Genomic DNA, 14464 nt, shown 5'->3' with positions numbered 1-14464 from the left:
GTTTTGTGACGATAACAAAACGACTGCTTCTTCGTTTATCGTATTTCATTATATACAAATTGAACTAAAGCATTTTATAATCGTAAAAGCACGAACGAAATAGGTTTTTTACATCGTAGTTCGTATTGTAATTCATCATGAAAGGAGAAACTGGCTATGACTCCACAAGACTTAGATACATCTTTGCGGGCATTGACCCCAAGTGAAGAGTTGTATCGTCAGGGCATCCCTTCTCCTAAACCGCTTGAGTTTCTATATATGTTCAAAGATCGTAAGCGAGTTGCCAAGCTATTAATTAAAGACCATACCGAGTTGTTTACGATTTCGCCAGATATCGTTGTGAAGAAGCACTCGCGGTTTCAGTCCTATCCCTTACATTTTCATGACTGGATTGAAATCAACTATATGTATGATGGATCTTGCACTCAGATTATTAACAACAATATTTACTCTTTACAAAAGGGGCAGATTCTACTTGTAGATTCGGACACTGTCCATCGGATCGAACCCCTTGGAGAGTCGGATATCCTGATCAATATTATTATTCGTAAAGAATATTTCAACAGTAATTTTTTTAATCGAATCTCAGCTGATAGTCCATTGTCTAGCTTTTTTATTAATTCCATAACTGAAGGCAATGCGCATGACAGCTTTATTCTGTTTCCCTCGGAGAATAGTAGAAGACTCCCCGTGTTTATGAACGAGTTTTTCTGTGAATGGTTCGACCCATGCTCTCGTTCTGGCGAGATGCTGGACTCTCTTTTCTCATTAATTATGATGGAGCTGATCCATGTCTACGAGAACGATTCGGATAAGCAGGACAATCGCCTAAAGAAAAGTCCCATTGTGCCGATCTTGCGTTATATTGAAGAGAATTACAAAAACTGCACGTTAAGTTCGACTGCAGCTCATTTCAATATCAATGCTAACTATCTCTCCTCACAACTGAAAAAGCATACAGGTATGTCGTTTATGGGATTGCTTCATCAACAGAAGATTCGTTTTGCCAAAACACTACTGATTAGCAGTAATATGAGCGTCACGGAAGTAGCTAATTATGTGGGTTACGAGAATGTTAGTTTCTTTTATAAGAAATTCAACTCTATATGCGGGTGTTCGCCGAAGGAATATCGCACTATATAATGGAAGCAATCTTTTATAAAAGGAAGTGTGTAATATTGAGTCATGAAAATAACATCATTATTTCACCATTAAATAATGACTTCATAGAGGATATCAATACGACAAATGATTACTTTGAATTATATGGTAGAGTTGTCCCCAGCTTCCAATCAGGAAAATGGTCTTATACAGAAGTTCTTTTTGACGAAGCCAGAGAAATACGTTTTCCAGATGAGAAGCTCGATTGGAGCCAATATATAAATCAAGACGATAAAGCTTTGTTTTTGGCGTACATGGACAATACTTGTATAGGACAAATTAGAATTATTAAGGATTGGAATCGCTTTTGTTATATTGAAAACATTGCTACCAAAAAAGATTATAGAGGCAGTGGAGTCGGAAAGTTGCTCTTAAATCAAGCAGAAGAGTGGGCAAAAGAGAGAAAACTGATAGGTATGTCCTTGGAAGCACAAGATGATAATCTTGGTGCATGCCGATTTTATGTGAAACAAGGATTCATACTCGGAGGAGTTGACACACTTAAGCAGTCCTATACTCCTAATATTGAAACCACGTTATACTGGTATAAGTTGTTCCAGTAACAGGCGCTTAAGCGGAATACACAGTACAGTCGTTCCAACATCGGAATGGCTGTTTTTTATATTTTTCTTCTTGAAATCCATTACCTTGTATAAGAAATGTTATCGCATTGTAATTTTTTTGAAGATGTGTTGAGAGCGCTTATCGGTATATGTTAGCATCCCATATAGACATGAAATACGTATAGAAAGAGTGCGTGGACCAACCATGAACGAGCGAGGTTTATTTACAGCATTACTTGAAATTCTATGGGTATCGACGAAGTTAGGTTTTACGTCATTTGGTGGGCCTGTTGCTCACTTAGGTTACTTTCATGAAGAATATGTCCGAAAGCGAAAATGGATGGACGAAAAGAGTTATGCTGACCTCGTTGCTTTGTGCCAATTCTTGCCCGGGCCTGCCAGTAGCCAAGTGGGAATTGGGATGGGGGTTATGCGAGCTGGCGTGTTGGGAGGCATTGTTTCATTTCTTGGTTTCACCTTACCCTCTGTCTTAGTGTTAATTCTATTTGCCTTGATCCTCCAAGGTGTGGATGTGAGCGGAGCCGGTTGGATTCATGGGTTGAAAATTGTTGCTGTTGCCGTCGTTGCACACGCGATCATAGGCATGGCACAGAAATTAACTCCGGATCTAAGAAGAAAAGCCATTGCCATACTCGCTATGGTCATTACATTATTGTGGCAAACCGCGTATTCTCAAGTCGTAATGATTGTTGGCGCGGCAATTATGGGTTTCCTATTATATCGGGATCATATTCAACATGAAGTGGAGTCAGATGATCAGGTTCGTTTTCCGGTTAAACGTAGTATTGCCGTGGTCTGTTTAGTGTCATTTATAGGCTTATTAATTTTACTTCCTATTCTAAGAGAAATAACTTCCATACAATGGATTGCGATGTTTGACAGCTTCTACCGTTCTGGCTCTCTCGTATTTGGTGGAGGGCACGTTGTCCTACCCTTACTTGAACGTGAATTTGTATCCACTGGCTGGCTTAGCGAAGAGGCATTTCTCGCAGGATATGGGGCAACTCAAGCCGTTCCCGGACCGTTATTTACCTTTGCTTCTTATCTAGGTGCAGTGATGTATGGATGGGGTGGAGGCGTATTAGCAACCTTTGCAATTTTCCTACCTGCATTCTTATTAATTGTAGGAACCCTTCCTTTCTGGGATGTAGTGCGTCGTAATCCCAAAGCCAAAGCGGCTTTTATGGGCGTAAACGCAGCGGTAGTCGGCATCTTAATTGCTGCATTTTATCAGCCCATATGGACAAGTACAATTGTGAATCCGCTTGATTTTGCGTTTGCAGCAATCTTATTTAGCATGTTAGTCTACTGGAAGTTGCCACCATGGCTGATCGTGTTGACAGGCGCAATTGGCGGAGCTCTGATTTCTTTACTCTAGGTATTGGTACAAGTTTAAGTCTCCCGTTATATGTGGATCAGATGGTATACTTGAGGGAGATTTTACAAGTAACTTGATCTGAAAGTAAGGGAGCAGAAGCGAACATGAATAGTGAAATTGCGAAAGAGCCGGCTGTTCCGAACCTAACTCAGGATCAAATCAATAGAATAACAGAAGCGGTGTTCATGCATAGCGTTGACGAGGATATTTCGTGTGATGTTATTTTTGTTTTTGGAGGTACACATGCTGGTCACTGGACGAGAACGATCGCTGCGTATAGACTAGGCTTAGGCAAACAGATTGTTGTGACAGGCAGGTGCAGTTGGGTTAGTCTTCAGCAGGCAAGAGAGAACCAAGTTCCAGAGTCACATGTAATTAGGCAGCATTTGATAGAAGCAGGCATCCCGTCCGACGTCATTTATGTAGAAAGTAAGTCCGTTAATACGTTAGAGAACGTATTGTTCGCGAAGGAAGTATTCGATTTCACCAACACTCGCTCAATACTCATGGTATGTAAGAGTCATGCCGCTGGAAGGCAATATCGTACGTTGAAAAAGCACCTTCATCCTGACGTTGTCTATATGCCCGCACTTTTTGACACAGTATACAAGAACGTCGAGATCAATAGACAAAATTGGGCAGAAACAGAGATTGGAAGGTCTCGTGTATACGGGGAGTATCTGCGAATCTGTAAGTACGGTGATCGAGGCGATATTGAAATGTTAGAAGAACGTCTTCGGATCTAAAAAGGAAAGTAATAAGAGAAGGTAAACCTTATTGAGGTTTCCTTCTCTTTATCATTAGCTACCCATTAGTGTTTAACACGCAGCATTTTTTCTTGTTCAACAAAGAAGTTATACAACGCGCCGTATAGATTAGCGTCGCTTCGGAAAGTACATGGTGTAATGATCGGATGAGCCATATGAAGTGGATTGATCCGTTTAATCTTTTCTATAGCCTGCTGAAGCCTTTCAATGAGTAATGGTTGAGCACTAATGCCGCCACCAATGGCGAATAATTCTGGATCAAGAATATACTGAAGGTTCATAATTTGCGCAGCTACCATAAGACAGTACTCATCGAACACTTGGTTGGCTTCTATATCGCCTGCATTAATCATATTGAAGACCGCTTCACCGTCTGATGGATCTTCCAGTTGTTTCATTTCACCTATCTTCTGAACCATGGCTACAGCTGAGCAGTCTAGACCGAAGAAATTCGCCTCACCCGTTATAGAGTTCACATGACTCATCACATAGCTAACTTCTCCGGCAGATAAGTTGACTCCGCGCATAAGCTTCCCATCTACAATAATGCCGGCACCTACAGCAGTGCCGAGTACCATAACAATTGAGCTTTGCGCATGCTTCACACTACCTAACCACAACTCAGCGAGTGCAGCACATTTTCCATCATTCTCAATCGAAACCTCTTTACCGTAGCGATCCCGAATCAATTGAGTTAGATTGACTTCATGTAAGAAAGGGAAAGACCCACCGTGATATATCATGCCAGTGCTAACGTCAACTGTTCCGGGACAGCTTATAGCAATACCTTTGATATCAGAAAGATCCTGTTTATCTATAATCGCGTATAGCCCAGTTAACATCTCTTGCAGACTTGCCTTCCCTACGGGTGATTTATCTTTGTAGCTGATTTCCCCGCCTGAATCCATCAAAGCATATTTCACAAATGTACCACCAATATCAATAACCAAATACATATTACCTTCTCCTAAACATAAAATTCATCTATCTTAGATCTCTATTTAAAATAGCTTTTGTCGTGCATAACTGCAAATAATTTGCGTTTCATTATTCAGGAAAATCAATATAACTACAACGATCCGAACCCGTATATATGGTTTGGGTCGCAACACAATATTCCTTCATAGATGCCCATGGGCCTTTGGCATTCGCGTGAACATGATAGGCAGGAAAGTTAGAAGAGGAAACTTCTGCCCTAATAAAAGAACCAGGTTGAATCTCCCAAGCCGTTGGCCACATTTCAATAATGACTTGAACGGGTTGATTCGGAGTGTAACTCATCGGAGTATCGCTGTTATTTCGGTAACTTAAAGAAGTAATACCATCCACAATGTTAAAACTGCGACCATCAGGGAATACTTCGCAAATTTTCACGCTAAACGCAGTATCCTCCACATCGCTGCTAACTTCCAAGCTCACCTTGATCCCACCCGTAATCGATTTCCCTTTTTCCAACACGGGAGAGTCGAATTGGATAATATCCTGACGCTCTGGATACTTAGGTTGGGATAGACTGCCATGCGGTGCCCCGTTGAATGAAGGCATAATCCAAGCAAGTAGAGCACTTCCACCATGGGTGGGGATAGGTGAATTTGGATCATACACGTATTGTACAGGAGAAGAAACGGATGGTGTCTCCGTTAGCTTTTTCTCCAAGTCATTCACGAAATACAAACGCCATGGCTTAGCCTCATTCACTGTCGTATCCCGTTTCTCCCAGCGAGAAGAACCGATCCGGTAATAGGAGACAGGAGGAAATGTATATTCCTGCCCTTTAAGATGCATATCAAACCATTCCAGAGCAGCTTTAATCCGAAAGGAACCTAGCAGATTGGAATCAGGATAAGCACGTTCACCAGGTGAATTCCCGACATGATCCCAAGGGCCAACAACAAATCTACTCTTCTTCTTAACTGGTTCAGGAAGCAGTTCATAGCCTTTGAAGGCTCCTTCTAGATGGTGGTCAAACCAGCCTTCTACCATGAAGACTGGAATATTGATTTTGGTGGGCATACGGAGTAGATCGGACCATAATCCTTGTTGCCAATACGCTGAATTTCGATCTGTCTCAGAAATATAGCTCTGGTAGAAAGGCATCTTCCTACCAAAGAGCTTCTCATCAGCTTGTTCATGAGGTACAACGTGCAATGCCTCTTGATATAGCTTACCTGGATCTGAGGACGTTTCGATTCCGGAATTGGCAAAAGCCCAAGACGTATAGATGTCATGACGGAACATGCCATTCATATACATCTGTCCATACCGATCTACACCGAAGAGATCCAAAAAGACGGTTTTCACTTCCTTAGGAAAAGAATCAGCGATAATCCATGTAGTGAACGAACAGTAGGATTGACCAAAGAGTGCTATGTTTCCATCTTGGAAATGTTGTTTAACCAACCAATCCAATGTATCAATGCCATCTTCACGTTCATTCACGAAAGGAGACCAGTCCCCCTCAGAAAGACCGGTTCCTCTACAGGATTGAATAACTAGAACATAACCATGTTTTACAAAATGAGTGTAACTAGCTTCAAGAATGGCTTGATTGTTGGGATAAGGGTTACGCACCAAAATGCAAGGCCACGACTCACCGTGGTTCGGTAGATAAACTTGGGTATGGAGATGAACTCCGTCTCGCATAGGCACCATTATTTCGCTTACACCATGGATGTCGAACTCGCCCGCAGCGTTTTCCTGTTCTATAGTTGAAGCTATACCTTCGAATTGGGGTTGAATGTGGAATGCTTTCATCGTCTAACACCTTCCTATAACGTAATTCATTATATCGTTTTCATTTTATTGCTCATTTTAATTGCGAAGATGAGACAAAGGAATCCGATCACATAAGTCGTGACGTTTAAGATCAACGAAGCAGAGTAGGAACTTGTGTGATCAAAAATGGAACCGTGTACATATACAGAAATCGCGTTTGAAAATGCGCCGAACATGAGAATAATGGAGAGAATCTGACTGTAATCTTTCGTTCCAAAAGATCCTCGAATTAACAAAGGAATCGCAGTTAGTACGATTGCTTGTCCCAAACCGCTAAAGAATCCAGAACCATTTAGGAATAGTGTGTCGTTGAACACTCCGGTACTATACCACCCAGAAGCGCCAACAATCGTAAAGATTAGCAGAACAACCGTTGGTTTAACATGGTCTAGCATGAAACCCATCAACAATTTACCTGCTGCAGCTCCAATGAGAAGGGCAGACATTACACTTGCGCCCACTTGTAAGCTGAAGTTAAGACTTTGAATTAGTGCCGGGACATGCTGTGCCAAGGATCCTGCGGATTGGAAACAAATAATGGCTATGATAAAACAGTAGAACATGGGCGTACGAATTGCATCTTTCATAGTAAGCCCTTTCAAAACACCGCTCGGTGTTGCTTGATTTGCCTCGGAGACTGTAACAGTGCTTTCTGCACCATATGGGAGCATTCCATTTTCCGGTTTGAATTTCATAAGAAGTGCAACGGGTACAAGAACAACCAGGCAGATCACACCAACGATGATGTATGTGGTTCTCCAGCCGTATTCGAGAATGAAGTGGCTGATCAACGGATTAAAGAACGAGCCGCCTACCGCGGTTAACGCACCTGTAATACCGAATAACATACCCAATTTCTTTTCGAACCAGTTTCCGAGCAGAATAGGAATGGAGATCACGATGGATATATTCTGAACGACACCTAAAATCACCTTGATACCATAGAAAGGACCGATGGTCTGAATGAAAGAGCAAGCAATAAAGCAGAGTCCGGTTAGACCAAAGGAGAGACTGAGTAAAAGTTTAGTGTTGATCTTCTTGAAAACCGTACCCGCAAATAATAATGATACGGCACCTGCAATACCATTGAAAGTAGCATTGAGAGCGATTTCAGCACGAGTCAAATTTAAGTCCTCGCTCATTCCGCCCCAAAATAAACCCGCGGTATTGATGGTTAAGCCAAAACCAACAAACGAGATAATGCAGCAACCGATAAAAATAATCCAAGCATAATGAAGTTTCATACTTTTCCCCCTGATGTTATTCACCCGTCGATGATCATTCCACTATACGGAATGGCATTCAACTATTGTGGAATAAAAAAATCATTCCGAATAATGGAATGTTATTCTTGAATGTGGAACGGATGTGTTATATGATTGGAATCATAGCACACGCTTACATTATAATCAAGATAGGATCGTAAATGAAGAAGGGTGCAATTTAATGACAAACAAATCGAACGTAACTTTAAAGACATTAACGATTATGAAGGCTTTTATTGATCAACAGGCAGTATGGGGTGTTAATGACCTAGCGCGTTATTTAAATAGCCCACCTAGTTCCATTCACCGCATCTTGAAGACATTAAGAGAAGAGAACATTTTACACATCATTCCGGAGACCAATAAATATACGATTGGAAACGAGTGGGTTAGGCTTTCTTCCTTTATCAGCGCTAACTTCGGATTAAAATCCGTGGCTGAACCCTATCTGAAGAAGTTATCTCAAGACGTCGGACAATCGGTATATTTGGCACAGTACCAGGAGCAATATCGGAAGTTATCCTTTATTCTGGGCATTCATAGCTCCAATATACTTCAATACCGCCTAGAATTAGGCGTTCTTCAACCGATTCATATTGGTGCGAGTGGAAAGGCGATTTTGGCCTTTTTGTCCGATGAGAAGATTGGAGAGGTTCTTGAACAAGAAGAAGTTCAACCCACGGATGTACAGCATATCTGGTCTGATGTGGAGAAAATAAGAAGTGTGGGATATTCATATACCTTCAGTGAACGCAAGAACGAATCCATCGGTTTCGGTGCACCCATATTTGATGCAACGAATCAGGTTGTGGGGAGTATTATCTGTGCAATTCCACTAAGCCTCTATAAGGAGGAAAATAAACAAGGAACTATTGATAAAATCTTAGAGACCGCAAGAGAAATCTCTTACCACCTTGGTTTGAATCACCCTTCTGGAGCAGCTAAACAGGATAAATAACTTGTGAATTTTTGGGATGCGGTATCTTACCAAGTATTTAACCTAGAATCTAACTGGTGCAAAAAAGGAGCAATCTGCTAGCCAGCAGACTGCTCCTTTTCACTTTGCATTTTAACTGTTACTAATGTCTAGAGAGCAAGCACAAATGTTGAAAGCATTGGGAGCAGTTTGGCAATTAAGCCTGATCTAAATCTGAGTTTTGTAAGTAGTTCGTTCCCCAATTCTGCAATTCCATTAGAATCGGCACCAAACTTCTGCCCGTATCTGTTAGCATATATTCAACTTTGGGTGGAACCTCAGGATGGATGATCCGGCGGATCAATCGATCTTCCTCAAGCTCACGCAATTGTCGTGTTAATGTTCGATGAGTAATGGTTGAAAGTGTTTTTTGAAGTTCATTAAATCGTTTCGACTTATCCGAGATCAAGTGATACAAGATTAGGATTTTCCATTTACCACCGATTAGATTAATACTGGCCTCGACTGGACACCTGTCATCAGAAGCGTCAACGTGATGTTTCATTTCGTCCCTCCTTAAGTATCTTATGGGATACTTAATATCTCAAATGTGCGTACTTATGCGGTCTAATCTGATTTGCTATATTGATAGTATCATTAGAAAGTCTAATGGTTCAATTCTAATTTGACCACAAAGGGGACTCACCATAATGAAACAAGATCATCTATATTTAGTATATGGGGCATCGGGCGCACAAGGAGGAGCCGTAGCGAATCGTTTACTTGTAAGTGGCAAGAAGGTAAGAAGCATTACACGTAACCCTGAAGCAGCAGATCTGCTACAGAGTAAAGGAATTGAAGCTGTAGTAGGCGACATGTCTGATACTGAAGTTCTGGCTCAGGCTCACGAAGGTGTGGATCGTGTGTTCTTAAACATTCCGGTTGAGTTTGATACAGCCAAAGTTCAAATGTATATTGATCATGCCATCGAAGCAGCGGTTAACGCAAAAGTAGAATTACTTGTCGTAAACACCGGAGGATTTGTCCCTCAAGATGATATAACGAATACATTAGCCGTAGAACTTAATCGCAAATTAATTGGAGAGGTTAAGGGAAGTGGATTACCTTACATCATTGTAGAACCGATTGTTTATCTGGAGAACTTCATGATCCCTGGCGTGCTAAACGAAGGGGTATTGGCTTATCCAGTGCCTGCAGATCAAAAAATAAGCTGGATTAGCTTAGATGATGCTGCGCAGTATCATGTGTATGCATTGACTCATCCTGAATTAGCGGGAAGCATTTACGGTGCTCCGGGTCTCGAAGGCTACACAGGGAATGAAATTGCAGCGAAATTTAGCGAAGTGCTTGGTCAAGAGATTCAATTTGTCTCCTTGCCTTTTGAGCACTTTGAGGCAGCGATTAGTCCGATGTTAGGATCACAAAATGCAGAAGGACTAAAGGGGCTTTATCAATGGATAAGCAGCAATATTGACAAGCTTCCTACCTTTAACGAAGTAGATGAAAACCTACAAAACAATGTGAACCTTTCTACGATATCGGACTGGATTCGTGTTTCCTTTTTGAAGAATTAGTAATGGTGGTTGGACCGAAATAAAATTGACCTGCTTGTAGATCACATAGTTATGCTTGAATTAGCGTGGCTCATGATGGTGTACGAGTGGGTCTTTTTTTAGCAGAAGGATCTACCTTGTCAGTGAAATCATCCGAACTTTCGAATTAATGAACAGTTTAAATAGGTGTGTTGTCTAATCGACGGATCAACAACAATTAACGATTGAATCAAATTCAAATTTGATTATTATATACATATGTTGATTAATCAAACAAGATTGATTATTAGTTAGATGAGGAAGAGTACTTTTTAGTCAACAAACATAAGAAGGCATACTTTTGAGTCAAATGATGAGTGTTCGGTATTCATGAAATGCTTCTGGGGTATATCATGATATCAGTTATAGGTATTTGAAATATAAGAAATTTTTCATAAAATAGAGATACAGGAGGAACGTTATTCGGCTGTACAGCAACGAATTCATAACAAGATACTTCCATCATACATGCTGATCACTTTGTTTAGTTTTGAAGGTTGATGTCTCTAATAATGAGTACTTTAGCTGGGGGAGAGGAACTCAGCTCGGTTTTGAGCTGCCATTTTTGAAAACAAGTGAAATGTTACAAATGATTTGCATTGATATTTCACTGTATTTGATAGAAAGGTTGGCTTATTGCCTGAATTAACAACTTAACAATAACGACAGGAGAGGTTTTTTTGCTTAAAAATAATAAATTATTAATATTCATACTTACCGTAGGTGTTTTTGGGATACTGAACACGGAAATGGGGGTGATAGGGATATTACCTACCATTGCTGAGAACTTTGGTGTAAGTGTTACACAAGCTGGCTTGCTTGTAAGCTTATTTGCACTAGGTATTGCTGTCTCGGGGCCTATTCTACCGTTAGTATTCTCGGGTATGAACCGAAGAAACGTGATGTTACTTGTATTAGGTATTTTCGTGATAGGAAATGTAGTTTCCATATTCACTACCAGCTTCACAGTGTTGCTGATCGCCCGGATTATACCGGCTTTGTTCCACCCGATCTATATGTCACTGGCATTTACCGTCGCAGGATCATCTGTCAGTCAAGAAGAAGCACCAAAAGCGGTAGCCAAAGTATTTATTGGCGTTTCAGCCGGCATGGTAGCTGGTGTACCTATCGTAAGTTTTATTGACACAGCGTTCTCTTATGAAATGGCCATGACGTTTATCGCAGTCGTAAATATAATTGTGTTTGTGGCCACGTTGATATTTGTACCTTCTATGCCTGTGAAGGAAAAACAATCATATGGTTCTCAATTCTCGGTGCTGAGAAAACCAGTATTGTGGGTTTCGATGTTCGCGGTGTTGTTGCTAAATGCATCTGTATTTGGCGTGTACAGTTATGTATCTGAATATTTATACACAGTGACTCAGATGACGCCACAATGGACTAGCACAACGCTATTACTATTTGGTGGCGCTAATATGCTGGGGAACATTATTGCTGGTAAAGTACTGACAGATTATCCAGCCAAGTCAATCTTGTTGTTCCCCCTGTTGCTAGGTGTAGTTTACATCGTGCTTTTCACGATTGGTGAGTATCAAGTGCCTGTGATGTTGCTGACCATTGTATGGGGAATCTTGGCTGGAGGAATTATGGCGAATGTGAATCAATACCTGATCTCATCCGTGGCGCTTGAGGCACCTGATTTTGCGAATGGTTTATTTGTAACATCATGTAATGTAGGCACCACTGTAGGATCAGCTCTGGGTGGCGTGTTCATCTCCACGATGGGTGTTCAATACATCATATTGGTCGGTATCTTTAGTGTTGTATTAGGTTTAGTCCTGATTGTAATTAGAAGCACCTTGAAGAGCTCGGCCGCGCAAACATCGGCTTCCATATAACAGTCAACCACCTCGTCTGCACGCGAGTTCTGACGGGGTGGTTGTTCTACGTTGTGCTGCGCATTAAGATTCGGAGAAGCTTGACTGAATTTCTTCCAGAAATTGTCCAGCGGCAGCAGAGAATAGTTGATGTTTTTTCCACACAATATTTAAACCAGACTCAAGCTTCGGCGTTAACGGTCTAAAGCATAGGTTACTGTCGGAAGAGGTGTTCACAATCTTATGTAGTGTTATGGCATAACCGACACCTTCTTCAACCATAATCGCTGCATTATACGCAAGATTAAACGTGGTAACCACATTCAGCTTATCGAAATGTTCACCAAACCAGTTACGAAATTCATTGGTGGTAAAGGTCTGTTTCATCGCCTGACGTGAGCAGATGAGAGGCAGATCCAGTAGGTCTTCCACTTGGATACTCGATTTCTCAGCCAGAGAGCTGTCTTTTCTCATGACTACACCCCAGACATCCTTGGCCGGAATATTGACGTAATTGTATTTAGATAGATCAGCCGGTTGAATTAAGATTCCAAAGTCGATTAAACCTTTATCTAGTCTCTCGGTAACATCTTCTTCATTTCCGCTATAGAGATGGTATCGAATCTCGGGATAGGATGCTTGTATTTTTCGCACGATCCGGGCAATCTGCTTCATTGCATCAGTCTCACCGCCGCCAATATAGACGTCTCCACGAATCGTTTCTTCCATGGAATGAAATTCGGACTCCAGCTTTTCCATCATTTCGACGATTTCTTCGGCTCTTTTGCGGAGTAGCTGACCCTCCTCAGTAAGAAGGATACTGTGACTACTTCTGACAAAGAGTTTCTTTCCCAGTTGTAGCTCAAGCTCCTTGATCTGTCTGGAGAGTGTAGGCTGTGTCAGGTGAAGCAGTGTCGCTGCCTTAGTCATATTGCCTTCTCTAGCGATGGCTAGAAAATAGCGTAGTACTCGAATGTCCATAGTATTCTCCTTTGGGTGACTCAATGGCATGTACCTAGATTATCTTAACGGGATTTTCTGCGAATACTTCATATCGATAGAGATAATGAACAACTCCAATGGATCTGTTAATAAATCGACAAATCGCAATGCTTTAACTATTGAATATGAATTTCTAACTTATATAATAATAGACGTGAGTTGATTAAACAAATGAAATTGAATTCATTCATTATAAGTGACGCATCTTAAGTTGATGCAAGCAAGTAAGAATCATCTAGAAAAGGAGAATATACGATGTACAAAGAAACGTTCCAATTATCCAACGGCTTATCCATTCATCAATTAGGGCTCGGGACTTGGTTACTTACTGATGAGCAAGCTCAGCAGGCTGTACATGACGCAATATCAATCGGGTATCGTCATATTGATACAGCTCAGGCATATAACAATGAGACGGGTGTAGGGGAAGGCATTCGTGCCTCTGGTGTCGCAAGAGAAGAGCTGTTCATCACAACGAAAATTATAGCTGAAGCCAAAACCTATGATGAAGCTATGCATTCAATCGATGAATCCTTAGCCAAAATGGGACTCGATTACCTTGATCTCATGATTATTCATAGCCCGCAGCCGTGGAAGGAATTCCGTGAACAAAAGCGTTATTTTGATGAGAATAGAGACGTGTGGAGAGCATTAGAGGACGCATATCAAGCAGGAAAAGTAAAAGCGATCGGCCTCTCTAACTTTCTTCAGGATGATATCGAGAATATTCTTGCCAGCTGTAAGATCAAGCCTATGGTTAACCAAATCTTAGCACATGTAAGTAACACACCACTGGAGCTTATTGAGTTCTGTCAGCAACATGACATCCTGATCGAAGCGTATTCTCCCATTGCCCACGGGGCCGTTCTTCATCATCCAGAGGTCAAAGTCATATCTGAAAAGTACGGCGTATCTGTTGCCCAGCTCTGTCTACGTTACTGTATTCAGCTTGGTCTTGTCGTAATTCCGAAGACAGCCAACCCAGAACATATGAGAATGAACGCTGAGCTTGATTTTGTTATCACTGATGCTGATATGGACGATCTTAAACATGTAGCACACATTCAGGACTATGGTGAGCATAGTTACTTCCCTGTATTCAGTGGGAAATAAAAGTCGTTTTATCAATTATCGTATACAATATACGTGAATATTTCCAAGCCGC

General features: G+C 41.3%; 13 protein-coding genes. 8 read left to right on the top strand and 5 right to left on the bottom strand.

Annotated elements, in window-relative coordinates; translation table 11 throughout:
- The first annotated feature begins 156 nt into the window (after positions 1 to 156).
- The 4 genes from V6W81_RS16215 to V6W81_RS16200 all read left to right on the top strand — a co-directional run bounded on the left by V6W81_RS16215 (position 157) and on the right by V6W81_RS16200 (position 3869).
- The gene (locus tag V6W81_RS16215) at positions 157 to 1143 is read left to right on the top strand and encodes an AraC family transcriptional regulator (RefSeq protein WP_310135712.1); all 987 of its coding nucleotides are present in this window, start codon (positions 157 to 159) and stop codon (positions 1141 to 1143) included.
- A 35-nt stretch (positions 1144 to 1178) separates the two neighbouring features.
- On the top strand, positions 1179 to 1724 hold the full coding sequence (locus V6W81_RS16210; protein ID WP_338539737.1) for a GNAT family N-acetyltransferase: 546 nt from the start codon (positions 1179 to 1181) through the stop codon (positions 1722 to 1724).
- 205 nt (positions 1725 to 1929) lie between these two features.
- Complete coding sequence (locus V6W81_RS16205; protein WP_338539736.1) at positions 1930 to 3123, top strand: chromate transporter; 1194 nt, start codon at positions 1930 to 1932, stop codon at positions 3121 to 3123.
- A 104-nt stretch (positions 3124 to 3227) separates the two neighbouring features.
- On the top strand, positions 3228 to 3869 hold the full coding sequence (locus tag V6W81_RS16200; RefSeq protein WP_338539735.1) for a YdcF family protein: 642 nt from the start codon (positions 3228 to 3230) through the stop codon (positions 3867 to 3869).
- Positions 3870 to 3934: 65 nt separating this feature from the next.
- Here the strand turns inward: V6W81_RS16200 and V6W81_RS16195 are convergent, their stop codons facing one another.
- From V6W81_RS16195 to V6W81_RS16185, 3 genes are all read right to left on the bottom strand, one after another.
- The gene (locus V6W81_RS16195) at positions 3935 to 4846 is read right to left on the bottom strand and encodes an ROK family protein (RefSeq protein ID WP_338539734.1); all 912 of its coding nucleotides are present in this window, start codon (positions 4844 to 4846) and stop codon (positions 3935 to 3937) included.
- Positions 4847 to 4937: 91 nt separating this feature from the next.
- Positions 4938 to 6644, bottom strand: coding sequence for a CocE/NonD family hydrolase (locus tag V6W81_RS16190; RefSeq protein ID WP_338539733.1), 1707 nt, complete (start codon positions 6642 to 6644; stop codon positions 4938 to 4940).
- A gap of 29 nt (positions 6645 to 6673) precedes the next feature.
- Positions 6674 to 7909, bottom strand: a complete 1236-nt coding sequence (locus V6W81_RS16185; protein WP_338539732.1) for an MFS transporter — start codon at positions 7907 to 7909, stop codon at positions 6674 to 6676.
- A 202-nt stretch (positions 7910 to 8111) separates the two neighbouring features.
- Here V6W81_RS16185 and V6W81_RS16180 point away from each other — a divergent pair, with 202 nt between their 5' ends.
- A complete protein-coding gene (locus tag V6W81_RS16180) occupies positions 8112 to 8888 on the top strand; it encodes an IclR family transcriptional regulator (protein WP_145048940.1) in 777 nt (258 codons plus the stop codon).
- A 175-nt stretch (positions 8889 to 9063) separates the two neighbouring features.
- Here the strand turns inward: V6W81_RS16180 and V6W81_RS16175 are convergent, their stop codons facing one another.
- The gene (locus V6W81_RS16175; protein ID WP_338539731.1) at positions 9064 to 9411 is read right to left on the bottom strand and encodes a winged helix-turn-helix transcriptional regulator; all 348 of its coding nucleotides are present in this window, start codon (positions 9409 to 9411) and stop codon (positions 9064 to 9066) included.
- 145 nt (positions 9412 to 9556) lie between these two features.
- Here V6W81_RS16175 and V6W81_RS16170 point away from each other — a divergent pair, with 145 nt between their 5' ends.
- A complete protein-coding gene (locus V6W81_RS16170; protein ID WP_338539730.1) occupies positions 9557 to 10441 on the top strand; it encodes an SDR family oxidoreductase in 885 nt (294 codons plus the stop codon).
- Positions 10442 to 11139: 698 nt separating this feature from the next.
- On the top strand, positions 11140 to 12318 hold the full coding sequence (locus tag V6W81_RS16165; protein ID WP_338539729.1) for an MFS transporter: 1179 nt from the start codon (positions 11140 to 11142) through the stop codon (positions 12316 to 12318).
- Between the two features lie 63 nt (positions 12319 to 12381).
- On the opposite strand, the gene V6W81_RS16160 is transcribed toward V6W81_RS16165, so the two are convergent.
- Entirely contained in the window at positions 12382 to 13278 is an 897-nt protein-coding gene (locus V6W81_RS16160; RefSeq protein WP_145048946.1) for a LysR family transcriptional regulator, read from the bottom strand.
- A gap of 276 nt (positions 13279 to 13554) precedes the next feature.
- Here V6W81_RS16160 and V6W81_RS16155 point away from each other — a divergent pair, with 276 nt between their 5' ends.
- Positions 13555 to 14412, top strand: coding sequence for an aldo/keto reductase (locus V6W81_RS16155; protein WP_338539728.1), 858 nt, complete (start codon positions 13555 to 13557; stop codon positions 14410 to 14412).
- The last annotated feature ends 52 nt before the right edge of the window (positions 14413 to 14464 follow it).

Source organism: Paenibacillus tundrae (assembly GCF_036884255.1).
Taxonomy (GTDB): domain Bacteria; phylum Bacillota; class Bacilli; order Paenibacillales; family Paenibacillaceae; genus Paenibacillus.
This window is presented reverse-complemented; position numbering and strand designations above follow the sequence as displayed.